General features: G+C 61.4%; 26 protein-coding genes. 16 read left to right on the top strand and 10 right to left on the bottom strand.

The window, feature by feature from the left end; translation table 11 throughout:
- Positions 1-7 precede the first annotated feature (7 nt).
- Entirely contained in the window at positions 8-1,786 is a 1,779-nt protein-coding gene (locus tag ACROHD_RS00220) for an SLC13 family permease (RefSeq protein ID WP_432675233.1), read from the top strand.
- Between the two features lie 10 nt (positions 1,787-1,796).
- Positions 1,797-2,657 carry a DMT family transporter gene (locus ACROHD_RS00215; protein ID WP_432675232.1) on the top strand — a complete coding sequence of 287 codons (861 nt, stop codon included), beginning with the start codon at positions 1,797-1,799 and terminating at the stop codon, positions 2,655-2,657.
- Here the strand turns inward: ACROHD_RS00215 and ACROHD_RS00210 are convergent.
- Together ACROHD_RS00210 and ACROHD_RS00205 are read right to left on the bottom strand one after the other, a co-directional pair.
- Entirely contained in the window at positions 2,654-4,429 is a 1,776-nt protein-coding gene (locus ACROHD_RS00210; RefSeq protein WP_432675231.1) for an SLC13 family permease, read from the bottom strand. The two genes, ACROHD_RS00215 and ACROHD_RS00210, sit on opposite strands and share 4 nt — an antisense overlap.
- 39 nt (positions 4,430-4,468) lie before the next feature.
- Positions 4,469-5,212 (bottom strand): 1-(5-phosphoribosyl)-5-[(5-phosphoribosylamino)methylideneamino]imidazole-4-carboxamide isomerase, encoded by a 744-nt coding sequence (locus tag ACROHD_RS00205; RefSeq protein WP_432675230.1) that lies wholly within the window; start codon positions 5,210-5,212, stop codon positions 4,469-4,471.
- A gap of 178 nt (positions 5,213-5,390) precedes the next feature.
- On the opposite strand from ACROHD_RS00205, the gene ACROHD_RS00200 reads away from it, so the two are divergent.
- Positions 5,391-6,137, top strand: coding sequence for a YebC/PmpR family DNA-binding transcriptional regulator (locus ACROHD_RS00200; RefSeq protein ID WP_432675229.1), 747 nt, complete (start codon positions 5,391-5,393; stop codon positions 6,135-6,137).
- A gap of 178 nt (positions 6,138-6,315) precedes the next feature.
- Here the strand turns inward: ACROHD_RS00200 and ACROHD_RS00195 are convergent, their stop codons facing one another.
- From ACROHD_RS00195 to ACROHD_RS00185, 3 genes are all read right to left on the bottom strand, one after another.
- On the bottom strand, positions 6,316-7,431 hold the full coding sequence (locus ACROHD_RS00195; RefSeq protein WP_432675228.1) for an acyltransferase family protein: 1,116 nt from the start codon (positions 7,429-7,431) through the stop codon (positions 6,316-6,318).
- 5 nt (positions 7,432-7,436) lie between these two features.
- Positions 7,437-8,441, bottom strand: coding sequence for a sterol desaturase family protein (locus ACROHD_RS00190; RefSeq protein ID WP_432675227.1), 1,005 nt, complete (start codon positions 8,439-8,441; stop codon positions 7,437-7,439).
- 91 nt (positions 8,442-8,532) lie between these two features.
- Positions 8,533-9,423, bottom strand: coding sequence for a LysR family transcriptional regulator ArgP (locus tag ACROHD_RS00185; RefSeq protein WP_432675226.1), 891 nt, complete (start codon positions 9,421-9,423; stop codon positions 8,533-8,535).
- 87 nt (positions 9,424-9,510) lie between these two features.
- Between ACROHD_RS00185 and ACROHD_RS00180 the strand changes: the two genes are divergently transcribed.
- The 4 genes from ACROHD_RS00180 to ACROHD_RS00165 all read left to right on the top strand — a co-directional run bounded on the left by ACROHD_RS00180 (position 9,511) and on the right by ACROHD_RS00165 (position 12,285).
- Positions 9,511-10,122: a LysE/ArgO family amino acid transporter gene (locus tag ACROHD_RS00180; RefSeq protein ID WP_432675224.1), complete on the top strand. Its 612-nt coding sequence runs from the start codon at positions 9,511-9,513 to the stop codon at positions 10,120-10,122.
- Between the two features lie 45 nt (positions 10,123-10,167).
- A complete protein-coding gene (locus ACROHD_RS00175; RefSeq protein ID WP_432675223.1) occupies positions 10,168-11,091 on the top strand; it encodes a DMT family transporter in 924 nt (307 codons plus the stop codon).
- A 153-nt stretch (positions 11,092-11,244) separates the two neighbouring features.
- On the top strand, positions 11,245-11,940 hold the full coding sequence (locus tag ACROHD_RS00170) for an HAD family hydrolase (protein WP_432675222.1): 696 nt from the start codon (positions 11,245-11,247) through the stop codon (positions 11,938-11,940).
- 105 nt (positions 11,941-12,045) lie between these two features.
- Positions 12,046-12,285 (top strand): HP1242/YdcH family protein, encoded by a 240-nt coding sequence (locus ACROHD_RS00165; protein WP_432675221.1) that lies wholly within the window; start codon positions 12,046-12,048, stop codon positions 12,283-12,285.
- Between the two features lie 34 nt (positions 12,286-12,319).
- Here the strand turns inward: ACROHD_RS00165 and ACROHD_RS00160 are convergent, their stop codons facing one another.
- The 3 genes from ACROHD_RS00160 to ACROHD_RS00150 are packed head-to-tail and all read right to left on the bottom strand — an operon-like array spanning position 12,320 to position 15,519.
- The gene (locus ACROHD_RS00160) at positions 12,320-12,790 is read right to left on the bottom strand and encodes an SRPBCC family protein (protein WP_432675220.1); all 471 of its coding nucleotides are present in this window, start codon (positions 12,788-12,790) and stop codon (positions 12,320-12,322) included.
- Between the two features lie 56 nt (positions 12,791-12,846).
- A complete protein-coding gene (locus ACROHD_RS00155) occupies positions 12,847-14,244 on the bottom strand; it encodes a helix-turn-helix domain-containing protein (RefSeq protein WP_432675219.1) in 1,398 nt (465 codons plus the stop codon).
- 57 nt (positions 14,245-14,301) lie between these two features.
- Positions 14,302-15,519, bottom strand: a complete 1,218-nt coding sequence (locus ACROHD_RS00150) for a multidrug effflux MFS transporter (RefSeq protein ID WP_432675218.1) — start codon at positions 15,517-15,519, stop codon at positions 14,302-14,304.
- A 217-nt stretch (positions 15,520-15,736) separates the two neighbouring features.
- On the opposite strand from ACROHD_RS00150, the gene ACROHD_RS00145 reads away from it, so the two are divergent.
- From ACROHD_RS00145 to ACROHD_RS00115, 7 genes are all read left to right on the top strand, one after another.
- Positions 15,737-17,269 (top strand): acyl-CoA carboxylase subunit beta, encoded by a 1,533-nt coding sequence (locus ACROHD_RS00145; protein WP_432675217.1) that lies wholly within the window; start codon positions 15,737-15,739, stop codon positions 17,267-17,269.
- 121 nt (positions 17,270-17,390) lie between these two features.
- Complete coding sequence (locus ACROHD_RS00140; RefSeq protein ID WP_432675216.1) at positions 17,391-17,735, top strand: hypothetical protein; 345 nt, start codon at positions 17,391-17,393, stop codon at positions 17,733-17,735.
- Positions 17,732-18,118: a DUF6497 family protein gene (locus tag ACROHD_RS00135; RefSeq protein WP_432675215.1), complete on the top strand. Its 387-nt coding sequence runs from the start codon at positions 17,732-17,734 to the stop codon at positions 18,116-18,118. The genes ACROHD_RS00140 and ACROHD_RS00135 overlap by 4 nt, the downstream gene beginning before the upstream one ends.
- Before the next feature lie 202 nt (positions 18,119-18,320).
- Positions 18,321-18,467 (top strand): hypothetical protein, encoded by a 147-nt coding sequence (locus ACROHD_RS00130; RefSeq protein ID WP_432675214.1) that lies wholly within the window; start codon positions 18,321-18,323, stop codon positions 18,465-18,467.
- 69 nt (positions 18,468-18,536) lie between these two features.
- A complete protein-coding gene (locus tag ACROHD_RS00125; protein WP_432675213.1) occupies positions 18,537-18,908 on the top strand; it encodes a hypothetical protein in 372 nt (123 codons plus the stop codon).
- Between the two features lie 253 nt (positions 18,909-19,161).
- A complete protein-coding gene (locus ACROHD_RS00120) occupies positions 19,162-19,371 on the top strand; it encodes a hypothetical protein (protein WP_432675212.1) in 210 nt (69 codons plus the stop codon).
- 138 nt (positions 19,372-19,509) lie between these two features.
- Entirely contained in the window at positions 19,510-21,552 is a 2,043-nt protein-coding gene (locus ACROHD_RS00115) for an ATP-binding protein (protein ID WP_432675211.1), read from the top strand.
- Positions 21,553-21,654: 102 nt separating this feature from the next.
- On the opposite strand, the gene ACROHD_RS00110 is transcribed toward ACROHD_RS00115, so the two are convergent.
- Positions 21,655-22,116, bottom strand: a complete 462-nt coding sequence (locus ACROHD_RS00110; protein ID WP_432675210.1) for a DUF4174 domain-containing protein — start codon at positions 22,114-22,116, stop codon at positions 21,655-21,657.
- Positions 22,117-22,259: 143 nt separating this feature from the next.
- On the opposite strand from ACROHD_RS00110, the gene scpA reads away from it, so the two are divergent.
- Positions 22,260-24,389: a methylmalonyl-CoA mutase gene (gene scpA, locus ACROHD_RS00105; protein WP_432675209.1), complete on the top strand. Its 2,130-nt coding sequence runs from the start codon at positions 22,260-22,262 to the stop codon at positions 24,387-24,389.
- Positions 24,390-24,529: 140 nt separating this feature from the next.
- Complete coding sequence (locus ACROHD_RS00100) at positions 24,530-25,003, top strand: hypothetical protein (RefSeq protein WP_432675208.1); 474 nt, start codon at positions 24,530-24,532, stop codon at positions 25,001-25,003.
- Between the two features lie 184 nt (positions 25,004-25,187).
- Here ACROHD_RS00100 and nhaA read toward each other — a convergent pair whose 3' ends face one another.
- Positions 25,188-26,378 (bottom strand): Na+/H+ antiporter NhaA, encoded by a 1,191-nt coding sequence (nhaA, locus tag ACROHD_RS00095; RefSeq protein ID WP_432675206.1) that lies wholly within the window; start codon positions 26,376-26,378, stop codon positions 25,188-25,190.
- Positions 26,379-26,476: the final 98 nt, after the last annotated feature.

Genomic DNA, 26,476 nt, shown 5'->3' with positions numbered 1-26,476 from the left:
ATCGCCGATGCTTGCTGAGTTCCTATCGCCAACCATGCAGGGGGTTATGACCCTCGGCGTCGTGGCCGTGATGTTTGTTTTGTTCGTGCGTGAAAGCTTTCCGGCGGAGGTTGTGGCCATCGCCGGGGCGGCGGCATTGCTGGCCGCCGGATTTCTGCCCTATGACGCGGCGCTGTCGGTCCTGTCGAATCCGGCGCCTTGGACTATTGCCGCGATGTTCATCGTCATGGGCGCGCTTGTGCGCACCGGGGCGTTGGCCAGCTTCACACATCTGGCAGAGGCCAAGGCCAAAACCCAGCCCAAGGTCGCTCTGGCAGCGCTGCTTGGTTTCGTGGTCATCGCATCGGCCTTCGTTTCGAACACGCCCGTCGTCGTGGTCATGATCCCGGTCTTCGTGCAGATTGCCCGGTCGCTTAGCCGGCCTGCTTCGAAACTGCTGATCCCGCTGTCCTATGGCGCGATCATGGGCGGCACGCTGACACTGATAGGCACCTCGACGAACCTGCTGGTCGATGGTGTGGCCCGTGCGCAAGGACTGGTGCCGTTTTCGATTTTCGAGGTCACGCCCGTGGGCATTGTCGTGGTGCTTTACGGCATGGCCTACATGGCCCTTGTCGGGCCGCGCCTGCTGCCCGATCGCAGCTCGATGGCCGATATGTTGACGGGCCGCAAGAAGATGAAGTTCTTCACCGAGGTCGCCCTGCCAGAGGACAGCGCCCTGATTGGCCAGAACGTGAACGAGGTGGACCTGTTCAAACGCGAAGGCGTGCGCCTGATCGACGTTCTGCGAGGCGATGCCTCGCTGCGCCGCAATATGGCGGCTGTGGTCCTCAAGGCCGGGGACCGCGTGGTTCTGCGCACCGATATGGCCGAGGTTCTGGGCCTTCAGCAAAGCAAGGATCTGCGGACGGTGGACAAGCTGTCCTCGGTGCAGACCACGACGGTGGAGGTGCTGATTTCGCCGGGCTGCCGTATGGTGGGCCGTTCGCTTGGGTCACTGCGTTTGCGGCGGCGCTATGGCGTCTACCCGCTGGCGGTGCACCGGCGGAACCAGAATATCGGGCGGCAGCTGGACGAACTGATCGTGCAGGTCGGTGATACGCTGCTGCTGGAAGGTGACCCCGGCGACATCCAGCGCCTTGCCGCCGATATGGACCTTGTCGACATCACCGCCCCGACCGAGCGCGCCTATCGCCGCCGCCACGCGCCGATTGCCTTTGCCGCGATGGTGGGGATCGTGGTGCTGGCGGGATTGGGCGTGGCCCCCATTTTCCTGCTGTCCGTGCTGGCCGTCGCGGCGGTTCTGATCACCCGATGCATCGACGCGGAGGAGGCGTTTTCCTTCGTCGACGGCCGCCTGCTGGCGCTGATCTTTGCCATGCTCGCCATCGGGGCCGCGTTGGAACACACCGGCGCGGTGGAGCTGATCGTGAACGCGCTCGCCCCGTGGCTGGGGGATCTGCCGCCCTTCGTGCTGGTCTGGGTGATCTACCTGATCACTTCGATCCTGACCGAGCTTGTGTCGAACAACGCCGTCGCCGTGGTGATCACCCCTGTCGCCATCGGGCTTGGCACCGCCATCGGTGTCGATCCGCGCCCGCTGGTGATCGCGGTAATGATCGCGGCCTCTGCCAGCTTCGCAACGCCGATTGGATACCAGACCAATATGCTGGTCTACGGTCCCGGCGGCTATCGCTTCACCGACTTCATGAAGATCGGCATCCCCTTGAACCTGAGCCTTGGGATCGTTGTCAGCCTCGTCATTCCGCTGATCTGGACGTTATGAGGACGCGGGGGTGAGCGACTATGCCAAGGGCCTGTGGCTCACCCTGACCGGTGTTCTGATCCTCTCGCCCGACGTCCTGCTGATCCGGCTGGCCGGGCTGCCGGAATGGACGCTGATGTTTTGGCGCGGCGCAGGCATGGGGGGCATGATCGCGCTGTGGCTGCTTGTCACGCAAGGGCGCGGCGTCTTGCGGGCCTTCAAGGGGGTGGGGCTGGCAGGGCTGGCGATCGGGCTCAGCTATACCATCGGGAATGTGAGTTTTCTCTATTCGGTCGGCCACACGCTCGCGGCCAATACGCTTTTCATCCTCGCCACGATGCCGGTCTTTTCGGCCTTGATCGCGCGGGTCGTCCTGGGACAGCAGGTGCCTCGACGAACCTGGGCCACAATCATTGCCGTGCTCGTCGGGATTGGGATCATCGCCATGGGCAGCGCCGGGGGCGGGCAGGGGGATCTTTTGGGCGATCTCGCCGCCGCGGTCACGGCTCTGTCCTGGGCGGTGATTTTTGCAATTGCGGGGCAAAAGAAGACGCTCTCCATGGTGCCTGCCATGGCCATTGCCGGGTTTTTCGCTATGGGGGTTTCGCTCGTCCTTGCGCCGGGTTTAGCGGTTCCTGCCGTTTCCGTCCCCTTCGTGGCCCTGATCGCGCTGATCGTTACACCGGGGGCCACGGCATTGCTCAGCCTCGGGCCGCGCTATCTGCCACCGGCTGACGTCTCGCTGATCATGCTGCTGGAGGCGGTCTTTGGCCCGCTACTGGTGTGGCTTGTCTTGGCAGAATTCCCCGGTGCCTGGACGCTGGCGGGGGGTACTGTGGTTCTGGGGGCGCTGACGCTGAACAATCTCGCTGCGTTGCGCGAGGGACGTTAAAGCGGCCAGACCAGCAGGATCGTGGGGATCGAGACGCCGATGACGATGATCTCCAGCGGCAGGCCCATACGCCAGTAATCGCCAAAGCCATAGCCGCCGGGGCCAAGCACCAGCGTGTTGTTCTTGTGGCCAATGGGGGTCAGGAAGGCCGCTGAGGCCGCCACGGCGACGGCCATCAGGAACGGGTCTGGGTTCACTTCTAGCGTTTCGGCCATACGGATGCCAACGGGCGCCGCGACAATCGCCGTGGCGGTGTTATTCAGCACGTCGCTCAGCGTCATGGTGACGACCATGAGCAGTGTCAGCGTGCCCCATGCGGGCCAGCCCTCGCTGATCGAGACCAGCCCCTGCGCCAGCAACTCGGTGCCGCCAGAGGATTCCAACGCCGCGCCAAGCGGGATCATGGAGCCGAGCAGCACCACCACGGGCCATTCGATATGGTCATAGATCTCTGCCAGCGGCAGGATCTTGAACAGAACATAGGCCACGACGACCAATCCAAGCGCAATCGGCAGGTAAACCAGCCCGAGCGACGCCGCGATCACCGCACCCGCGAAAAACCCGATGGCGGCCCAGGTCTTGCTGTCGCGGGTGACGGAAAGCCCCCGGTCGGCAAGCGTCAGCCCGCCAAGCCAGTCCACCACATCCTCGCCTGTATCGGACGGCGTCAGCAGCAGCAGGATGTCGCCGGGCTGAATGATGGTCTGGCGCAGCCGCTTGGTCATTCGCTGGCCCTTGCGCGAGATACCCATCAGAACCGTGCGCTTGCGCCAGCCAAGCCCGATGGCCTGCGCAGTTCGCCCTGCGATGCGGCTGCTGTCGGTGACGACCATTTCCACAAGGCTTACGCCTTCGCCTACGGCATCCTCAATCGGGTGCCCTTCTGGCGCGAAGTCGAGCTTTAGCGCGGTACGGAATTCATCAAGCGCCTCGGGCACCGCCTCCAGCACCAGGATATCGCCCGCCTGAAGCACGAGGTTGCGCCCCATGCCGAAGCGTCGTTTGCCGTCACGCACGAGGCCAAGGATCGCCACATCGGCCTTTTCTGCGGGCTCCAGCAGGTCGCGCAGGCGGGTGCCCACCAGCTTGTTGTTCTCGGGGACGCTAAGTTCGGAAATGTAGGGGGCCAATTCCCCTAGCGCGTCGCCGCCCACGCCGGAGTCGCGGATCGGGATAAAGCGCCAACCGATAAAGGCCACGAAGGCAAGACCGGCGATGGCTGCGGCCCCGCCCACGGGGGCAAAGTCAAACATGCCAAAGGACTCGCCTAGCGATTCCTCTCGGATCGCGGCGATGATAATGTTGGGGGGCGTCCCAATGAGTGTGACCATGCCGCCCAGGATCGTCGCGAAGGACAGAGGCATCAGCGACAGGCCGGGGCTGCGGCCTGCTTTGCGGGCGGTGGCGATATCGACCGGCATCAGCAGCGCCAGAGCGGCGACGTTGTTCATGAACGCCGACAGCACCCCGCCCACGCCGCCCATGATCGCGATATGGGCGCCGAGTGAGCGGCTGGCATCCACGAGCGTGCGGGTGATCAGGAAAACCGCGCCGGAGCGAACCAGCCCGGCAGAGACAACCAGCACCAGTGCCACGACCAGCGTGGCGGGATGTCCGAAGCCCGCGAAAGCATCGCTTGCGGGAACCAGCCCCAACACGACCGCGATCATCAGCGCCCCGAAGGCCACAAGATCATAGCGAAAGCGGCCCCATAACAGCAGGCCGAAGACGATACCGAAAAGCGAAAACAGAAGGATCTGGTCAGTGGTCATGGCGCAGTCTTAGCGCGCCATGACCGGGGCGTCACGGGGTCAGATGAACTCTGCCGTGGGGCCGGGGCGTGCCTTGGCGACGGCCAGCGCATCGCTGAGCTCGATGCTTTTGTCGAAAAGCGCCCTGCCGATGATCGCGCCAGAGATGTGCTGAACGTATTTCAGCCGCGCAATATCATCGAGGCTGCGCGACAACCCGCGGGCGATGACGGGGGCACGGGCCCCGTCGGCCAATTGCGAAATAACCCCGAGCGAGCCGTCGCTGTCTTCGATATCGGCGTCGATGTCGGTGACAATGAAAGCAGCGAGCGGGTCTTCGTCGAAAGCTGCGATGAAATCTGCCGGAGTGATCGCCGCAGTGTCGCGCCAGCCGTTTGTCATCAATTTGCCCTGGAACACGTCAACAGCAACGACGATCTGATCGGGATAGCGCTTGGCCGCTTGTTTGACGATACCGGGGTTCTGGGCGGCAAGCGAACTGACCACGATCCGGCCCGCGCCCTTGTCGATCCATTTGTCTATGGAATCGAGGCTTCGGAAACCTCCGCCGACCTGCACCGGAATGCCGGCTTGACGAATGACCTCTTCAACCAACTCAGCGCTTCCGTCTCCGCCAACGACCCAATCCAGATCCGTGATGTGCATCCATTCGGCCCCATCGGCGGCGAAGCTCTTTGCCTTGGCGATCGGATCGACATGCCAAATCTGCGGCTCGTTGATGCGGCCGCGATGAAGGCTGACGCAGCGGCCGTTCTGCAGTTCGATAGTGGGGTAGATCATCATGGGTCAGGTCCTCCCGTGGGTTCTGGGCAAGACATAGCTGAGTCGGGTGCCAGGCATGGTGTTTGAAAACGGCATTCGTATGATCCATGGCGTCGCGAAGGCGTTGTGAAACCCCGCTTGCGCGACCCCTTTGGGTTGCAGTAGAACCGCGCCGATCAAGTATTTCAGGAGAAGCGTGATGGCAGGCCATTCAAAATGGGCGAACATCCAGCACCGTAAAGGACGCCAGGATGCGTTGCGGTCCAAGCTGTTTTCCAAGCTGGCCAAGGAAATCACCGTGGCCGCCAAGATGGGTGATCCCGACCCGGACAAGAACCCGCGTCTGCGTCTGGCGGTCAAGGAAGCCAAGTCGCAATCCGTGCCCAAGGACGTGATCCAGCGCGCGATCGACAAGAGCCAGGCTGCTGGTGGCGATGATTACGAAGAAATCCGCTATGAAGGCTACGGCCCGGGCGGCGTTGCCGTGATCGTCGAAGCGATGACCGATAACCGCAACCGTACTGCCTCTACCGTGCGGTCGACCTTTGGCAAGAACGGCGGCAACCTCGGCGAAACCGGGTCAGTGTCCTTCATGTTCGAACGCAAGGGCGAGATCATCTATCCGTTGTCCGTGGGCGATGAGGATACCGTGATGGAAGCCGCGATCGAGGCCGGTGCCGAGAACGTGGAGACCACTGCGGAAAATCACGTCATCACCTGCGCAGATACGGATCTGAACGAGGTGTCGACCGCGTTGGAAGAGACCCTGGGTGAGTCTGAAACGGCCAAGCTGATCTGGCAGCCCACAACCACGACCGAGCTGGATCTGGATGGCGCGCAGAAGCTGATGAAGCTGATCGAAGTCCTGGAGGACGATGACGACATCCAGCGCGTCACTGCGAATTTTGAGATTTCCGACGAGGTGATGGAGCAGCTGGCTGGCTAGTAAACCAGGTGGGTGCCACCCAGCACCCCCAGCACATCCCTTGGACACTCTGCGTGAAGATGAAATGTGAGAAGCCCGGGCAACGCGCCCGGGCTTATGTTTTCGGTGGAAGGCCGTTCGAACGGCCTTGGAAGCGCCTTGCAAGGCGCTTGGGCCGCCTAGATCAGCTAGTCCGACTTCATTCAGCCGGCACCGCTGCGGGGCGACGTATTAGGGCGGCCAGCCAGCGGCGATAGATCTTCAAGGGGCGCTCGAACAGGGCGGCAAAACCGAAACAAACCGCCAGCGTTATCCCGAGCAGCCAAAGATCATATAACGGCAAGTTCTCTGGCAGGCACGCGTCCAGCAGCTGCAGCGTCGGGTAGTGCATCACGTAAAGAGAGAAACTGCCCCCGGCCAGCCAGCGAATTACGCGGGCAAGACGTTCTGACTCTCGCCAGTTGCTTGCCGCCAGCAACGGCACGACCCCGAGCAAATGCAGCGCCATCAGAACCGCCAGCAGGCTGTTCCACAGAACCTCGTCGGAATAAAGGAGCACGGCGCGGTAATCGGCCTGCGTGAAAGCCTGCGCGGTCAGAGCTGCCAGCGCATCCGCAACGCCCACCCATTTCAGCACCACCATGGCAGCCGGTGCACCGATTGCCAGCCCCCAGGCCAACGGTCGGGGCAATGCGGCTGCGTCGGGGTTGGAGACCCTGCGCCAGACCAGTACACCAAGCAGCCAGGCGGGCATCAGGGCCAAAATCGGTATGCCTGCCAGAAACGCGACCAGCGCAATCAGAAGCAGTCGCCTTGCCCCGGACAGAAACACGGCAAAACCGAAGATTATGTAGTAGGCCACCTCGTATGAGAGTGACCAGATCGGGCCATTCGAGCCAAGGCGCACCGGCTCCATGGCTCCAATCCATTGCGGGGTCAGTGTCAGGCCACGGAACAGGAATTCCGACCAGCTCAGATGCTGGTAGTAGCCGAGTGGATAGGCATCCATCGTAATGCGGGTTCCGATGGCATCAAAAACAAGCGTCAGGATCAGGGCTGGGACCATCACCGTGAAAATTCGCGTGGCGCGGTTATAGCTGTAGGTGCGCAGATCGCCATCGCGTTCCGCGGCAAAGGCAATGACAAGGCCGGAGATGACGAAAAACACAACAACAGCATCAGAGGCGATGTTCCATTCGCGCAGGACATAGTAGTCGCCCCGGGTAAACCGGATATGGGCCATGTGCCCAAAGAGGACAGCAAAGGCGGCAAGCGCGCGGATCGCGTCGAGCCAGAGGGAAAAGCCACGTGTCATGCGCCTTACTCCGCCGGGTGATGGGGCGCTGCGGACTCGCCAGTTTCCGGTTTCGCGCCAAAACGCTCCTTCACCGCCTGCCAGCTTTCCACAAAGGGCAGCACCATCGCCGCGCGCAGGGTTGGGTGGGGTTGCTCTTTCAGGTTGCCCTGACGATCCGCGACACCATAGGTCAGATCTTCATAGCTGTCGGGGATGTAGAGCGTGCCGAACATCCAGTCCCAAAGCGCGAAGATCGAGCCGTAGTTCTTGTTGAAATGCTTCTTCGCGGCAGAGTGGTGGATCTGGTGCTGAGCGGGCGAGATCAGGATATGCTCCATCACACGGCCATAGCTGATCCAGATATGGCTATGACGGAAGTTCGACCCAAGCGCGTTGAATGCAACATAGAAGACATTCGCGCCGCCGATTGCCAGAAGGTTTGCCTGTCCCACGATCGCATAGAGCGCCAGGCCCTGCACAATGCCTACGACGACACTGGCCATGATGTTGCGGATCAAGACTTCCACCGGGTGGACACGGGCGACCGTGACAGGAGTCAGCACATCCGCAGAATGGTGCACCGCGTGGAAGGGCCACAGCGACTGCCATTCATGACAGATGCGGTGTGACCAGTATTTTGAGAAGTCGTTCACGACGACGATTATGACCGTCAACAGCGCCGTGCGGGCAAAGGTCACGGGCGGCAGGCTATAGCCCTCGCCGGTGATACTGGCCAGGGCGACCACCACTTTGAATGCAACGAACGGAATGAATACCACGGCCCCGAAGAATCCAACCGCGCCCAGAATGTGGTTGGCGAGGAATAGCTTGATATCCACCCAGTTCGATTTGTGTGTATAGACCGATTTTGGAACCAGCCAGGACAGGAAGGGTGCGGGCCGTCCGCGGGCCAGCCAGATTATGAACGCGAGGGCAATTGTTGGCGCGATGTAGATCAGCGCAAAGCGGATGCTCGGGTCAATCGGCGCCCGGAAGATGGTTGTCAGAGCGTTGGTAAACCAGTCCATTTTTCATGCCTTGCCCGTTTTTCTTTGCAACAGGATAGGCGGGGAAAATGGCGACAAAGGGGCGCCAATCGGAAAAAACAAAGCGGATTGTTCACGAATGAGGTGCGCGCAGGAATGCCGCGGCGTGGCGCTTGAGCGCTTGTGTCAACTCTCGCAGGGCCGGGGCGGCCTGATGCGAGACCTGCCAGAAGAGCGGTGTGGAAAAGCGACGGCCGGGGATCAGCTCGACCAGTTCGCCCCGACTGAGAAAGGGCTCAAACAGGATCACCGGGTTTGCCCCCCATCCCAGGCTGAGTCGAATTGCGTCGGTTATTCCCTGCGTGGTCGGCAGGTAGTGGCTGGGAACGGACAGACGGGTTCCCGCAACCTCATCGGCCCAATCCCGTTGCAGCCTGTCCTTGCGGTTGAACGTCAAACAAGGTGCACGAGCCAGGGTTTCTGCCGTCACACCAGTTGCAAACCACTGGGCGGCGAATGCGGGCGTGCAGGTCACTGCATAGTCCAACGCGCCAAGAGGGTGAGGGTCGCAGCCGGCAATTGCCCGCCCGTGCGAAGTGATCGCACCCATAACCTCACCCGCGCGCAGCAGGTCCGCCGAGTGGTCCTGATCATCCACGGTGATGTCAAAGAGAAAGCCTTTTGCGGCGGTCAGCGCCGGTAGGGCCCATGTGGCCAGGCTGTCGGCATTGACCACGATGCGCAAGGGGCGGTCCGGGTCAGGCGCAAACCCTGCCAAATCTTGTGCCAGCGTTTTTTCCAGCAGGCCAACCTCCTCTGCATGGCGTAACAGGCGGGCTCCCGCTTCGGTCGCGGTGCAGGGGCGGCTTCGACGGATCAGGATGGTGCCGATCCGGTCCTCCAGGAGCTTGATGCGCTGCGTGATGGCGGGTTGGGTCAGGCCAAGTTTCTGCGCAGCCCCGGCGAAGCTGCCGGTGTGCAGAATGGCGGCAAGAGCTGCGAGGGCGTCATAGTCCAGTTTCATAAATATTACTTATCACGCAGAAGCATAATTAAGTCGATCTAATTTCCATTGCAGACTAGCAGGGGGCATCTGCAAAAAGGGCACAGCATGTTTCAAGCGGCATCCGCCGGGTTTTATCTCGGGTTCAGCCTGATCCTTGCCATAGGGGCGCAGAATGCTTTTGTGCTCCGACAGGGTCTGCGGCGCGCGCATGTCCTGCCAGTGGTGCTGACCTGCGCGCTGTCCGATGCGCTGTTGATCGCGCTTGGTGTCGGCGGCTTTTCGGCAATCACCGACTGGATGCCCTGGGTTGCGCCTGTTCTGCGTTTTGGCGGGGCTGCATTCCTGATCTGGTATGGCGCGCGCAGTTTCATTGCCATGTGGCGCGGGGGGGAGGCGCTGCGGGCGGCTGATGCCGAGGTGGAGGCCGGATCGCTGCGCGCCGCTTTGCTGACTTGCCTTGCGCTGACCTGGCTGAACCCGCATGTCTACCTGGATACGGTTTTGTTGATCGGCTCTATCGCCACACAGTACGGCGACACTGCCCGATGGTTCGGGATTGGCGCCGTGACATCCAGCTTTGTCTTCTTCTTTTCGCTCGGGTTCGGTGCACGACTTCTGGCCCCGGTCTTTGCCCGCCCGCGCGCGTGGCAGGTGTTGGACGGGGTGATCGGGATGGTGATGTGGGCAATTGCCGCGAAACTTCTGGCGGGGGCGTAACGTATCGCCTTGCCGTTCCCCGCGCTTTGGGGTTCTTTGCTGAACATGGCAAGCAATCCACCCCCTGAGCGTCCCGCAGGTCAGAACCCCGTGATGGGGGTGTTCTGGATGTTGGTGACGGGGGCATGTTTTGTCGCCGTCACGGCGGTGGTGAAGATCGTCGGCCCGACCGTGCCGCCTGCGCAATCGGCGTTTCTGCGCTATGCGCTTGGGATGGTCTTTGTGCTGCCGATGATCCGGCCCATTTTAAATGCACATCTGTCGCGGCGGGCGCTGAAGCTGTTTGCCCTGCGTGGGTTTGTTCATACGTTCGGCGTGATCAGCTGGTTCTATGCGATGACCCAGATCTCGATTGCCGAGGTCACGGCGATGAACTACCTCAACCCGATCTACGTGACGATCCTGGCAGCCATCCTCTTGGGTGAGCGCCTGGCGATGCGGCGGATCATGGCGGTGGTGGTGGCCTTTTGCGGTGCGTTGATCATCCTGCGTCCGGGGTTCCGGGAGATCAGCCCCGGACATATCGCCATGCTGTTCACGGCGGCGGCGTTTTCCGTTGGCTATCTGGTGGCCAAGATCATGGCGGACGAAACCTCGCCCGCCGTGGTTGTTGGGATGCTGTCGCTGACTGTGACGGTAGGGCTTGCCCCCTTTGCATGGGCAGTATGGGTGCCGCCCACATGGGAACAACTGGGCTGGCTGTTCCTTGTCGCCTGTTTCGCAACGGCGGGGCATTTCACCATGACCATGGCCTTCAAGGCCGCCCCATTGACGGTGACACAGCCGGTGACGTTCCTGCAACTGATCTGGGCAACGCTGCTTGGCGCGGTGGCCTTTGACGAGCCCGCCGATATCTTCGTGATCATCGGAGGCGCGATGATTATCGCGGCAATCAGCTACATCACCCTGCGAGAGGCGATGTTGCGTCGCAAGCAGGTGACGCCGGCAGTCGCGCAGACCAAGCTGTAATTGTTAACGTTCATTTCTTGCTTTCCGAATGGGCAGTGGGTGCGGTGATTGCCTAGCGGTGATCCAACGCCGCGCCTTGACGGTCACCTCCTGCCCGGCGCTCTTGCCGCTTTGGTCATGCTGCCCTTTTGCTGATCCCGTGGAGGATTGCAAATGACCTTGGAAGCGATCTTATTCGGCGGGATTGGAGCCATATCGGAATGTGCCGATCTGGACCGGGCCGCTTGGAACAGCGCATTTCGCGCGCACGGGCTGGACTGGGAATGGTCCTGGGACACTTATCAGCGCCTGGTGTCTACGCGCGGCGAACGGTCTCCGGTTGCGCGATACGCCGTGCAACTTGGCTGCGCGGTAAATGTCGAGGCGGTAGAGCGGTCTCAATCGCGGCTGTTCGCAGCGATGCTGGCCGAGGGCCTGCCCTTGCGGCCCGGTGTGGCAGGAGTGGTCAAGGCGGCAGCGGGACGGGGGCTGAAACTGGGGCTGGTCAGCCGGTCAGACACGGAACCTGTTCGCGCATTGCTGAAGGCCACGGCACGGGCGCGCGGCGGTGTTGGCTTCGACGTGGCGATCTTGCGCGATGATCTGATGCATCTGCCCCCGCATCCTGAGGCCTATAACCTGGCCCTGGCGCAAGTTGGCGTGCTGCCCTCTGTCGCCCTTGCGGTGGTCGATAGCGCCGCTGCCATGCAGGCTGCAGCTGCCGCCGGGATCGGTACATTGGGCTTTCCAGGCGCATTGGCGCGGACGGGTGGGCTTGGTGTTCCGGGGCGTGCGGGCGAGGTCGCTGTTTTGTCCATCTCAGAGGTCGATGCCGCTTGGCGGCGAAGCCTTCGTCAAGCTGCCGAGTAGCCCCTTTTTTTGGATTCCGCCTGCGGGATTGACCTCGGTCAAGGTCGGGCTTTCCCACGCCCTGCTATCCCTATCTGCGGAACACGACAAAAAGAGGAGCGCGACATGTCCCATACCCCACATGAACTGGCCGAGGAATTCCCCGACAAGGTTCAGCAGATCCACGAGCTGAAGACCTCGAACGCCCATTTCGCCAAGTTGATGGACGAGTACCACGAGGTGAACCGCGCCGTGCACCGCGCCGAGACGGGGATTGAGCCCAAAGAGGAGCTTGCCGAAGTCGAGATGCGCAAGAAGCGGATGCATCTGAAAGACGAGATTGCCTCGATGCTGGCCAAGGCCTGAGCACTGTTACAGCACGAAATGGACGCGGTCGGGGTTAAGCCTCGGCCGCGTCTTCGCGTCCTGCCCCGCCTTCCACATGGGTCTGGAAGCGCTCAAAGAACTGGTCGGCCATCTTGCGGGCGAATCCGTCGATCAAGCGAGAGCCAAGCTGCGCGATCTTGCCGCCGACCTTGGCTTTGACGTCATAAAACAGTTCAGTGCCGCCCTCGGCGCCTTCCAGTCTGACCCTTGCCTCACCCTTGGCAAAGCCCGCGACGCCGCCCTTGCCCTCGCCCGTGATCGTGTAGCTTTCGTTTTCGACGACATCCGACAGGGTGACCTCGCCCTTGAAGGTGGCTTTCACCGGGCCAACCTTTTGCTTGACGGTCGCGGCAAAGCCTTCGGCGGGGGAGCCGGTCAGTTCCTCACAACCCGGAATGCATTCCTTCAATACTTCGGCAGAGTTCAGCGCCGCCCAGACCGTTGCCCGATCCGCCGCGATCACCCGGCTTGCATGTATTTCCATGGCCTATCCTCCCGAAACCTGTGCTTCCCCCATTTGGCGGCGTCGCACTACGCGCGTCAATGACCGATCTCGTAGGGCAAGGTGCCGCGCTGATCTGGGTCGATGCGCAATTGCCGTTCCAGTGGCGGGACAGACCGTTGGTGGCAATTCGTCCGCTCGCAGATGCGGCAGGAAATGCCAATCGGCTGATAGGCGGCAGCGGTGCCGATATCCATTCCGTCGGCGTATACCACGGCCTCGGCATGTTGCACCTCGCAGCCCAAGCCGATGGCAAAGCGCCGGGTGGGCGCGTGGAAGGAGCCGCCGGATTTCGACACGTCGCGGGCCAAGCACAGATAGCGCACACCATCAGGCGTTTCTGCCAGTTGCCGCAGGAAGCGCCCCGGTGTCTCGAACGCCTGATGAACGTTCCAGAGCGGACATGCGCCACCGAACCTTGCGAACTGGAGCCGCGTGGCGGAGTGGCGCTTGGTAATCGTGCCAGCCTGATCCACCCGTACAAAAAAGAAGGGGATTCCCTTGGCGCCGGGACGTTGCAGGGTAGAAAGGCGATGCGCCACCTGCTCGATCGAGGCCCCGAAGCGGACGGCCAATTGTTCCAGATCGTGGCGTGTTTCGGCAGCGGCCTCCATGAAGCGGCCATAGGGCATCAGCACTGCACCCGCGTAATAGTTGGCCATTCCAACCTTGGCGATGGACCGGGCGGTATCGGTCTGGAAACGGGCAAGGTCCAAGGTCGCCTCCAGCAGCCGGTCCTGTGCGATCAGAGCGTATTGATGCAGAAGCTGGAAGCGTTGCGTTTCCGGCGCGGTGCGGGGGGAAAGGGTCAGCTCCTTGCGCGCCATGTCATACCGACGGATGCCTTCTCCATCCGCATATCGGATCGCGATGCCGTGATCGTCGAAGGCCGCGCGGATATGGGCATCCAGGTCTCCGCCCGCCTTTCCAGCAAACCGTTCTGCGGCGTGGTCCACCGCGTCGATATAGTTGTCACAGTAATGGAAGAAATCGCGCACCTCTTCCCATGGGCTTGCGGCGACGCGGGCTCCTTCGCGGCCAAGCGCCTCGTCGAGCGAGGCCAGCCGTTCATGTGTTTGCCGATAGGCGCGATGCAAGTCGAGAAAGGCGCGGGCCAGGGCGGGGGCGTTTGACGCCGTAAGGCGCAGGTCGGGCAGGGGCGGCGCTGCTTCGGTGAATACCGGATCGGCCAGTGCCTCACGCATATCGGAAACCAGCCGCTCAGTATCGCCCGAGGCCAGTTCGGTCACGTCATAGCCGAATTCCTGCACCAGCCCGAGCATCACGGTCGAGGATACGGGCCGGTTGTTGTTTTCCATCTGGTTGAGATAGGGCAGCGAGACGCCGAGCTTGGTGGCAAATTCTTTCTGTGTCAGGCCCATACGCCCACGCAACTCGCGCAGCTTCGCCCCGGCATAAAGTTTCTGGATCGCCATCATCGCCCCCAAGTTTGCAAAGTAATTATGGGCTTTGCAAAGCCTGCCGGCAAGAGGTCAGGCCGGGGTGACGAAGCGTTCGCGTCGGATGGTGTAGACGATGGCTGCGATCGAGAGGACAGAGCTGGCCAGCATGATATTGACCAGCGGCATGGCAGTTTCACTGCCCGTAAGAGCGTTACCTGCGAGATCGGCCAGCCCCGCGCCGCCCATCAGCATCACCGCACCGCCCACACCGGAGGCGGATCCCGCCAGATGCGGGCGTACCGACAACATGCCGGAATTGCCGTTGGCCATGGTCATGCCATTGCCAAGCCCCACTAGCGTGACCGAGCCAAAGAAGGTCTGGGCCGAATCCAGACCCATGACGTGCAGGGCGACCGGAATGAGCAGCCCGCCGGTTGAGATCATGGTGCCGTAGAGGATCATCCGGTTGATCCCGACGCGCACGGACAACCGCGCCGCAACGAAATTTCCGCAGAAATAGCCAAGGGCGGGCGCGCCGAAATAGAACCCGACTTGGGAAGGGGTGAGATGGTAGATCTCGGATCCCACGTAGGGTGCGCCGCCCAGATAGGCGAAGAAAGCACCCGATGCGAAGGTCGTGGCCCCGCAATACCCCCAAAAGCGGCGCGAAGTGAAAAGCTCGGGATATTCGCGGATCTGGTCGCGGAAGCGGCCGGTCGTGGCGCGGGCGGTTTCACCAAGGTCGAACCAGGTGATGGTCAGCACAGTGATGCCTGTAATCAGCAACAGCACGAAATTGGCTTGCCAGCCAAAGGTTTCACCAAGGATGCCGCCCACCACGGGCCCGATCATTGGCACCAGCGCCATGCCCATGGTCACATATCCGATCATCGCGGCGGCTTCCGGCCCCGGTACGATGTCACGCACCACCGCACGGCCAAGCACCAGCCCGGCAACCACGACGGCTTGCGCCATGCGGAAGGCAAGGAAGATTTCTGCCGTCGGGGCGAAAATGCAGCCGATAGTGGCAAGGGAAAACAAGATGAAGCTGCCAAGCAGGACAGGGCGGCGTCCGAAGCGGTCAGAGATTGGCCCGATCCCCAGTTGCAGGATCGCGTTAATCATCAGGTAGAGCGTAACCGAGCGCTGCATCAGCGCATAGTCGGCCTGATAGTACTCTGCCATCTGTGGCAGGGTCGGAAGGAAGATATTCATCGACATCGCGCCGAGCGCTGTCGCCGCGATCAGGGTCGAAATATGAGGGGGTGTGGATCGATCAAAATACCGACCCGCGGGGGCTGAACTCATCCGTTTACTTAACGCCGCAAAGAACCGCTTGTCCATGTGCGATCTCGCACAACGCAGTGCACAGTTTGCATATTTGCATTTGCAAACTAAGCAAATTCCCTAGATTTGCAAATATGCGGGATTCCACTGGCAATTCCCCTGCGACTCGGTAGGTTGCCCTCGAATTCGCAAAGTCGGACGGGTCGCTCCCGCTCCGCTACGGGAGAAAGGGGCCCCTATGAAAGATATCCTGCAGGAACTGGACCACCTTCGCCAAGAGGCCCGTTTGGGCGGTGGTCAGAAACGCATCGACAGCCAGCACGCCAAGGGCAAGCTGACAGCCCGAGAGCGGATCGACCTTTTGCTCGATGAGGACTCCTTCGAAGAGTTTGACATGTTCAAAACGCATCGCTGCACCGATTTCGGCATGGAAAAATCCAAGCCGCGTGGCGATGGTGTGGTGACAGGATGGGGCACGATCAATGGCCGTATGGTCTATGTGTTCAGCCAGGATTTCACTGTTTTTGGTGGATCGCTTTCTGCAACCCATGCGCAAAAGATCTGCAAGATCATGGACATGGCCATGCAGAACGGCGCACCCGTGATCGGCATCAACGATTCCGGTGGCGCGCGCATTCAAGAGGGTGTGGACAGCCTTGCGGGTTATGCCGAGGTGTTTCAGCGCAATATCATGGCCTCGGGCGTGGTGCCGCAGATCAGCGTCATCATGGGCCCCTGCGCGGGCGGTGCCGTCTATTCCCCCGCCATGACTGATTTCATCTTCATGGTGAAAGACAGCAGCTACATGTTCGTGACCGGCCCCGACGTGGTGAAAACCGTGACGAACGAGGTCGTGACCGCAGAGGAGCTGGGGGGCGCGTCCACGCACACCAAGAAATCCTCGGTCGCTGACGGCGCGTTCGAAAACGATGTGGAGGCCATGGCAGAGGTGCGTCGCCTGGTCGATTTCCTGCCGCTGAACAATCGCGAAAAGCCCCCGGTCCGCCCCTTCTTCGACGATGTGGCGCGGGTGGAAGACAGCCTCGACACCCTGATCCCCGACAACCCCAACAGCCCCTACGACATGAAGGAGCTGATCTACAAACTGGCGGATGAGGGCGATTTCTACGAGATCCAGGAAGATTACGCCAAGAACATCCTGACCGGGTTCATCCGGCTGGAAGGCTCTACAGTGGGCGTGGTGGCGAACCAGCCGATGGTGCTGGCGGGCTGTCTGGATATCGACAGCAGCCGCAAGGCGGCGCGCTTCGTGCGCTTCTGCGATGCGTTCGAGATCCCGATCCTGACGCTGGTCGATGTGCCCGGCTTCTTGCCTGGCACCAGCCAGGAATATGGCGGCGTCATCAAGCACGGGGCCAAGCTGCTCTTTGCCTATGGCGAAGCGACGGTGCCGAAAGTGACCGTGATCACCCGTAAAGCTTATGGCGGGGCCTATGACGTGATGGCCTCAAAACACCTGCGCGGTGACTTTAACTATGCCTGGCCGACCGCAGAGATCGCTGTGATGGGCGCCAAGGGTGCGACCGAGATCATCCATCGCGCCGATCTGGGCGATGCCGAGAAAATCGCGGCCCATACAAAGGATTACGAAGACCGCTTCGCCAACCCCTTCGTGGCGGCGGAACGCGGCTTCATCGACGAGGTCATCCAACCCCGCAGCACCCGCAAGCGCATCTGTCGCGCCTTCGCCTCGCTGCGTGGCAAGAAACTCCAGAATCCGTGGAAGAAGCACGACAACATTCCCCTTTGAGCTTCTTTCTCGGGTCTATCCCCCGCCCAGGTCCGGCCGGCGGCACGGGTGGGGGAACCCTAATTCAAGGAACCGATATGCGCAGGGACACGCACAGCATTTTGCATCGGGCAGGTGGGCAATGACAGCCCGCCGCTGGCATATTCTGCGTGAGGGCACATCGCTGACGCTGGCGCGGCACTTGCCTGCGCGGTTCGATATCGGTGTGGTTTCTGAGTTTGAGAAAATGGGAAAGCTGCGTCTGGCGCAACAGGTCCGGCAGGACATGTGGCGCGCGTTGAGGGACGTGCGCGGCTTTTCCCCCGTGGTTCATGTGGAGGAGCACGACCACGGGCTGAGGCTTCGTGCGGGCGGGCGGGTCGAGGGCCCCGCCCCCCGCGCGGGCCTCGAAATCACCATCGCGAGTGTTCTGGCTTGCCCCCGCAACCGCGCCCGTTGGGCGGCCTTCGCAGGGCGTCGGGCATGAGGGCGCTGGCTGTGATCCTGACGCTTGTCGCATTGGCGGGCTGCCGCGAAGAGGCGCTGGAGCTGCCCTCGGGCCTTGCCGTGGAACTGGCGGGCACCTTGGTGGAACCTCAGCCTGACGGTGAGACATGGTTGATCCTTCAGGTTCTGGCCCCGTCGCTGGCGGGCGAGCGGATCAGCGCTGACAATATGGCCGAGGATACCGGCGTGATCTGCGACACTTGGGGGCTTGTCGCGGCGGCCGAAGCCGATCAGACCCCTGACCAGATCGTGATCCAGGTGATGAGCGAGTGGGTGGAACGTGGCCAGCCCGCGCCTGGCGTCACGCAGGTTTTTGCCGGATACCGTCTGCAGAACGGTTCCTGCATTTGGGAGGATTTCTAATGAGCCTACAATATGTTGCGAGACGTTCCTGCTGTGGATATCTTTCTGATGCAGCCCGGACACAGGACATAATCCTGCCATCATTGCGCTGCTTTTCCGCCGTCGTTTCGGGTATGATCAAATTTGGCCATGTGAGTACGGCCATTCCCGGGAACCCGGTCCGCCCCCAAGCGACCGGGACAAAAAACGATAGGAGAGCAGGATGTCCAACCGCATCAAAGCGCTTCTCGCTTTGGGCCTTCTTGTCGGCGTCGCAGCTTGCGCGCCGGCCCCAGAGCCGGAAGAAATCATTATCATCGACCCCGCGCCCATTCAGGCGGAGCCGGTGTACAGCAACAAATACAACTGACGCGACCCGGACCGGGCGGGGCACCCCCGTCCGGCCCTTCCACGTCCCTACGATCGGGGGGGCTTGGGCATGATCAAGCATCGTGGCTTTCCGGGGCGTATGCCCGGCACCGATTACCAGTTCACCATCCGGCGCGCGAACAAGGCAGGGGCGACGCCCCTTGTCGCCCGCGAACGCTATGCCGACCGGCGCCCGGCTGACCGCCGCGCCGATGCGGCCTTTGTCGAGGCTCTTTGGCTCTACTTCGGCGACCAGCCCTTTGAACGCGGCAATCTTGATGCGGGGCGTCTGTCCTGGCTCTTTGGGCGCGAAGTGATCGCTTTGGATGACCCTTTCAATCCAACGGATTACGAGGCGCTGCTGCAGCTGGATGTGGCGCGAGCGCGGGCTTCTTTCCCCGAGGCGTTCGACGGATCGGGCCATTGGGAGGGGTCGGCATGAACCTGCCTACGCTTCGCGGAATTGCGCAGAAACGTGCCCAAAAATCGGCGCGCGCTGTTTCCGTCTCGCGCCGTGAAAATCCTCGTGCAATCGTCACTTTGCCGGCCTTAGTCCCCAGCTTCAAACGGGCCGGTGGTAATGTGACGTGTTACCCTTCCCCTTCAGAGCGGCCCGTCGGCATTGACGGCGGGCCGTCTTTTTTCAAAGGTGGGTCACGCCACTTAAAAAAAGAACGGGAAGAGGCACGAGCAACATGCAGAAATTCAAACTTATCGCGCTTGGCGCAATCGCGGCTATTGGCCTGTCAGGCTGTTTTGCCACGACTGACCTTGACCGCGCGGCCGTCGGGGCCGCGGTTGGCGGTGTCGGCGCGGCAGCTGTCGGTGGCAGCGTTGCGACCGGTGTTGTCGCTGGTGCCGCCGTTGGCGCGCTGTGCGACGAGTTCCTCACGGTCTGCAACTGACCTGATCCAAAGCGGATCCGCCCCGGCGGCATTCGCAACCGTATTGACCGGACCGTTCGGGGCTGACCGCCCCGTGCGGTCCTTTTTCGTTTCCACGCCTGCCGCGACGGCCCCGGCGTAAGAGGAGGACAAGGGACCATGTTCAACAAGATCCTGATCGCGAACCGTGGCGAAATCGCCTGCCGCGTGATGAAGACAGCCAAGAAGATGGGCATCGCGACTGTCGCCATTTATTCGGACGCTGACAAACATGCGCTGCATGTTCAGATGGCGGACGAGGCTATACATATCGGACCTCCGCCCGCCAACCAGTCCTATATCGTTATCGATAAGGTGATGGAGGCGATCAAGGCCTCTGGCGCTGAAGCGGTCCATCCGGGCTATGGGTTCTTGTCTGAAAACAGCAAGTTCGCAGAAGCTCTTGAAGCAGCTGGCGTGGCCTTTGTCGGCCCCCCGGTTGGCGCGATCGAAGCTATGGGCGACAAGATCACCTCAAAGAAGATTGCACAGGACGCACAAGTATCCACAGTGCCCGGTTACATGGGCCTGATCGAGGATGCCGATGATGCCGTGAAGATTTCGAACCAGATCGGCTACCCTGTGATGATCAAGGCCAGCGCTGGCGGTGGTGGCAAGGGGATGCGGATCGCCTGGAATGACGAGGAAGCGCGTGAAGGCTTCCAGTCGTCCAAGAACGAGGCCGCGAACAGCTTTGGCGATGACCGGATCTTCATCGAGAAGTTCGTCACGCAGCCGCGTCACATCGAAATTCAGGTTCTGTGCGATGCGCATGGCAACGGCATCTATCTGGGCGAGCGCGAATGCTCGATCCAACGGCGCAACCAGAAAGTGGTGGAAGAGGCTCCGTCGCCCTTCCTTGATCCGGAAACCCGCAAAGCCATGGGCGAACAGGCCGTCGCATTGGCCAAGGCCGTGGGATATGCCAGCGCGGGCACCGTGGAATTCATCGTTGATGGCGAAAAGAACTTCTACTTTCTCGAAATGAACACCCGTCTGCAGGTGGAACACCCGGTGACGGAGCTGATTACCGGCGTCGATCTGGTGGAGCAGATGATCCGCGTGGCAGCGGGCGAATCGCTGTCGATCACGCAGGACGACGTGAAACTGACCGGTTGGGCAATTGAAAACCGTCTTTATGCCGAAGATCCCTATCGCGGCTTCCTGCCCTCCATCGGTCGGCTGACCCGTTACCGCCCGCCGCAGGAAACCGCTGCCGGGCCGCTCTTGGTGAATGGCAAATGGCAAGGTGATGCACCCGAGGGTGCGACCGCCGTGCGCAATGATACCGGCGTTTATGAGGGCGGCGAGATCAGCATGTATTACGACCCGATGATCGCCAAGCTGTGCACCTGGGCGCCGACCCGCGCGCAGGCAATCGAGGCGATGCGGATCGCGCTCGATAGTTTCGAGGTCGAGGGCATCGGTCACAACCTGCCGTTCCTGTCAGCCGTGATGGACCATCCCAAGTTCATCTCGGGCGACATGACCACCGCTTTCATCGCCGAAGAATATCCCGAAGGGTTCGAGGGTGTGACCCTGCCGGAAGATGAACTGCGTCGCGTGGCGGCCTCTGCTGCCGCAATGCACCGTGTGGCCGAGATCCGCCGCGCGCGTGTTTCGGGCCGGATGGACAACCATGAACGCCGCGTGGCGACCGATTGGGTTGTGGCGGTGCAGGGCGAAAGCTTCCCCGTGCATATCGACGCCGATCACGACGGATCGACCGTGACCTTCGCCGATGGTGAGGTGCTGCGGGTGGCCAGCGACTGGACGCCGGGTGACCAATTGGCGGTGCTCGATGTGAACGGCAGCCCGCTGGTGCTGAAAGTCGGCAAGATCACCCAAGGCTTCCGCTTGCGGACGCGCGGGGCCGATCTGGCTGTAAAAGTGCGCAGCCCGCGTCAGGCAGAGCTGGCGGCATTGATGCCCGAAAAGGTCGCTCCCGATACCTCGAAACTGCTGCTCTGCCCGATGCCGGGGCTGATCGTGAAGGTGAATGTCGAGGTCGGACAGGAGGTGCAGGAGGGCCAGGCACTGTGCACCGTGGAAGCCATGAAGATGGAAAACATCCTGCGGGCCGAAAAGAAAGGCGTCGTCGCCAAGATCAACGCAGCGGCGGGCGATAGCCTTGCCGTGGACGACGTCATCATGGAGTTCTAATAACCCTATGACGCGTGCGGCTCGGATAACGTCGCCCTCGTGGCGAATTGCCCGCCATTGCTGCAGGCCGGGCCTGGATGGATGTGAAGCGGGGCCTTGGCTCTATTGGCTAAGCCCCATTTCCTCTATCCGCATCGGCAGGTTGTCGATGGCGCGCATGATTTCACGCACGTCCCACGGGTTGGGCTTGCGCAAGGCGACACGTCCGTCGCGCTGGATGATCACCAGCGAGAACCCGCGCGGGCGCAGCGCCTGCCGGATCGGGCTTTCTGCGGCCGGGTCGGAGTCGATTACGATCACGACATCGCGTTCCAGCAAGGGACCGGGCCGTTCCAAAAGCAGGTCGATCTGGTCCTGGAACCGGGGGTCGCGGTCGGTTTCGGCAAAGATCACGATGGGGCGAGACACCCAGGTGAGCTCTTCCAACGTGATGCCGCTTTCGACGGCATCAATGATTTGCAGCACCGGCGGGGCGTCTTCCGCCTCAGCCGGAGTGTCGGCCTCTTGTGCAGCGCCCGGCAGGGCGAGCGTCAGGGCCAGCAAGATAGACAGTACTGCGCGCATGAAACCTCCGTATCTCAAAGATATAGGGGCGGGTTCCGTGAAAGCGAAGAGGCATAACCGCATGGACGCAAGATTGCATCCCTGCATGGCGTTGAACGGGGCGATCCAGCCCCCGGCGCCGGATTGAGAAGAGGACCGAAAAGATGAGCGACAAGACCCAAGCCTGGCAGGACATGGCCGCGAAGGAATTGCGGGGCCGTTCGCCAGATGACCTGACATGGAACACGCTGGAAGGCATCGCCGTCAAACCCCTCTATACCGAGGAAGATACCGCCGGCCTGCCGCATATGGGCACGATACCGGGGCAAGAGCCGTTCACCCGCGGCGTCAAGGCAACGATGTATGCGGGCCGCCCCTGGACAATTCGGCAATATGCGGGCTTCTCGACGGCGGAGGAGTCCAACGCCTTCTACCGCAAGGCTCTGGCAGCCGGTCAGCAGGGCGTGTCGGTCGCCTTCGATCTGGCCACGCACCGGGGCTATGACAGCGACCACCCGCGCGTCGAGGGCGATGTGGGCAAGGCCGGTGTTGCCATCGACAGCGTCGAGGACATGAAGATCCTCTTCGACGGCATTCCGCTTGATAAGATTTCCGTCTCCATGACCATGAACGGCGCGGTTATCCCGATCCTCGCCAATTTCATCGTGACGGGCGAGGAACAGGGGCATGACAAGGCGCTGCTGGCCGGGACCATTCAGAACGACATTCTGAAGGAGTTCATGGTTCGCAACACCTATATCTACCCGCCCGAACCTTCGATGCGGATCATTTCGGATATCATCGAATACACCTCGAACGAGATGCCCAAGTTCAACTCGATCTCGATCTCCGGCTATCACATGCAAGAGGCCGGGGCGAACCTGGTGCAGGAACTGGCCTACACGCTGGCTGATGGCCGCGAATATGTACGCGCGGCGATCAATGCGGGCATGGATGTGGACAAGTTCGCAGGGCGCCTGTCGTTCTTCTTTGCGATTGGCATGAACTTCTTCATGGAGGCAGCCAAGCTGCGCGCCGCGCGGCTTCTGTGGCACCGGATCATGGATGAGTTCGGCGCGCAGAACCCGCGCTCCAAGATGCTGCGCACCCATTGCCAGACCTCGGGCGTGTCCTTGCAGGAACAGGACCCCTATAACAACGTCATCCGCACCGCCTATGAGGCGATGGCCGCTGCGCTTGGCGGCACGCAGTCGCTGCACACCAACGCTTTGGACGAGGCGATTGCCCTGCCGACGGAATTCAGTGCCCGCATCGCCCGCAACACGCAGCTAATCCTTCAGGAAGAAACCGGGATCACCAACGTGGTCGACCCGCTGGCGGGGTCTTACTACGTCGAAAGCCTGACGGCGGAACTGGCGGAAAAGGCCTGGGCGCTGATCGAGGAAGTCGAGGAGATGGGCGGCATGACCAAAGCGGTTGCCAGCGGTATGCCGAAACTGCGCATCGAGGAATCGGCAGCGCGTCGTCAGGCGATGATCGACCGGGGCGACGAGGTGATCGTCGGCGTGAACAAGTACAAGCTCGACAAGCAGGATCCGATCGACATTCTCGACGTCGACAACGTGGCCGTGCGCGAGGCGCAGGTTGCGCGCCTTGCATCCATGCGCGCCACCCGTGACGAGGCGGCGTGCGAAGCAGCGCTTGCCGAACTGACCCGCCGCGCCAGCGAAGGCGGCAACCTGCTGGAGGCAGCCGTTGAAGCGGCCCGCGCTCGCGCATCAGTCGGAGAAATCAGTATGGCTATGGAGAAGGAATTCGGTCGCCACCGGGCCGAGGTGAAGACGCTGGCCGGGGTTTACGGCGCGGCATATGAGGGCGACGAGGGTTTCGCCGCGATCCAGGCGGATGTAGAGAAGTTCGCCGAGGAAGAAGGGCGCCGTCCCCGGATGCTTGTGGTCAAGATGGGTCAGGACGGGCACGACCGGGGTGCCAAGGTGATCGCCACCGCTTTCGCCGATATTGGGTTCGACGTCGATGTGGGTCCGCTGTTCCAGACGCCTGAAGAGGCCGCGCAGGACGCGATCGACAACGATGTGCACATCGTCGGGATCTCGTCGCAGGCCGCCGGTCACAAGACGCTGGCGCCCAAGCTGATCGAGGCGCTGAAGGCGGAAGGTGCGGGCGATATCATCGTGATCTGCGGCGGGGTGATCCCGCATCAGGATTACGAGTTCCTCTACAAGGCAGGTGTGAAGGCGATCTTCGGTCCCGGCACCAACATCCCGGAAGCGGCCAAGAAGATCCTCGACATCGTGCGCGACACCCGCAGCTGATCCTGTTCAGGTGGCGGGCATTGTCCTGCCTGCCGCTCGCCTTGCTGCAAACGGCTGATTGTGGCATTGTCGGGGCAGGGATGCGATAAGATTTGGATTGGCCGAGTGGACACTCGCCTGTTCCCATGGGAGGGCTTGTCGTGCGACAGATGGTTTATGCTTTGGCTCTTTGCGTCCTGGGTACCGCGTCGAGCGCGTGCCCGGATTACACATTGTTGGGACGCGAAGTATACGAAACAACCGCGCAAGAGTTGTACACGCCACGCAGCCTGAACGTCGTCGTCGACGGCGACAGAGCTCTGCAATATTGCCGCGACCGGGCCCCCAACTGGACCGGTCCCATGTATGGTTGGGTGTACGACGAACCACACTTTACGATTACAATCCGCGGACTGACTGGCTATCAGCTTGAATTCAGTGTCGAAAGCAATTGCGACAGTGTAATGCTCATCAATACGGCCGACGGAAACTTGTATTTTGATGACAACGCCAACGGAAATCGAGACCCGAAGATTCGCCTGACTCGTCCCGCTGGGGACGGCATTTACGATATATGGATCGGCACTTATAATGGCACCATTTGCGATGGGCGGCTGATCATGGAAACCTTCTGATCCGCAGCCGGTTCTTGTGCGGCCCGGGTCCGCACCCGACGACATTTCGTCAACGGCGTTCTGGCCGCCTGAGAGCGGGTGACCTGGATGGTTTTCGAGATGGCGCGCTCAACTCTCAGCTGAACGACCTTACGTGAAAAAAGGCCCCGCGTGATACGGGGCCTTTTCTGTTTCTGTCGCCTTTTCAGCGGGCGACGGCAGGGGCGGCCAGATCTTCGGACGCATTGCCGCTCAGGCGCAGGATGGCGAAGCCCACCACACCCGACACCAGCGAGCCGGACAGAACACCCACGCGTACCGCGTTCATGAGTTCCGGGTCGGCAAAGCTGAGCGAGCCGATAAAGAGCGACATGGTAAAGCCGATACCAGCCAGACAGGCGAGGCCGTAGATATGTGCCCAGGTCACGCCGTGGGGCAGTTTGGCCAGACCCATTTTGACGGCGAGCCAGGTCATTCCGAAGACACCCACCTGCTTACCCACGATCAGGCCAAGCGCGATGCCAAGCGGCAGCGGGGCCATCAGGTCGGCCAGCGACATGCCTTCCAGCGATACACCTGCATTGGCAAAGGCAAAGATCGGCACGATCAGGAACAACACGTAAGGCGCGAGCCCATGTTCCAGCGCATGAAGGGGCGACTTGCCCCACTTGTCCTTGAGCGGGATCAGGAAAGCGGTGATCACACCGGCCAGCGTCGCGTGTACGCCGGATTTCAGCACCAGCACCCACAGCACGAGGCCAAGCAGCAAGATCGGGGCCATGCGATGCGCGCCTTTCATGTTCAGCCACAACATCCCCGCCAGCGGTGCAAGCGCATAGAGCAGGTAGTTGGCCTTCAGTTCGGCGGTGTAAAAGAGTGCGATGATGATGATGGCCCCAAGGTCATCGAGGATCGCCAGCGTCAGCAGGAAGACCTTCAGCGCCGTCGGAACGCGGCTGCCGACCAGCGCCAGAACACCAAGTGCAAAGGCGATGTCGGTTGCAGCCGGGATAGCCCAACCGCCGATAGTCTCGGCATTGCCCCAGTTGAAAAAGAGATAAACCAGCGCCGGAACGGCCATGCCCCCCACGGCCGCAAGGCCCGGCAGGATTACGTCGCGCGGGTTCTTCAGCTTGCCTTCAAGAATTTCGCGCTTGAGTTCCAGACCGATCAAGAAAAAGAAGATCGCCATCAAACCGTCATTGATCCACAGGATCAGCGGTTTCTCCAGTCCCTCGCCACCAATGGTCACCGAGAGCGGAACGTTGAGCAGCCAATCATAGCTGGGTTGAAGGGCGGAGTTGGCCACGATGAGGGCGGCAATGGCCGACAGGCCTAGTAAGATACCGCCCGATGCTTCGTGAGAGAAAAACCGGTCAATGGCGCGCAGTAGCATGATGTCCCCTGAAAATTGTCTGTTCGCGCCCCTTAAATGGGGCCATATCACGAGTAGTCAAAGGTTTTGGTCAGGAATTCTGGCCTTCTGCGGCGAAT

The sequence above is a fragment of the Nioella aestuarii genome (assembly GCF_050896395.1).
GTDB classification, from domain to species: domain Bacteria; phylum Pseudomonadota; class Alphaproteobacteria; order Rhodobacterales; family Rhodobacteraceae; genus Nioella; species Nioella aestuarii.
This window is presented reverse-complemented; position numbering and strand designations above follow the sequence as displayed.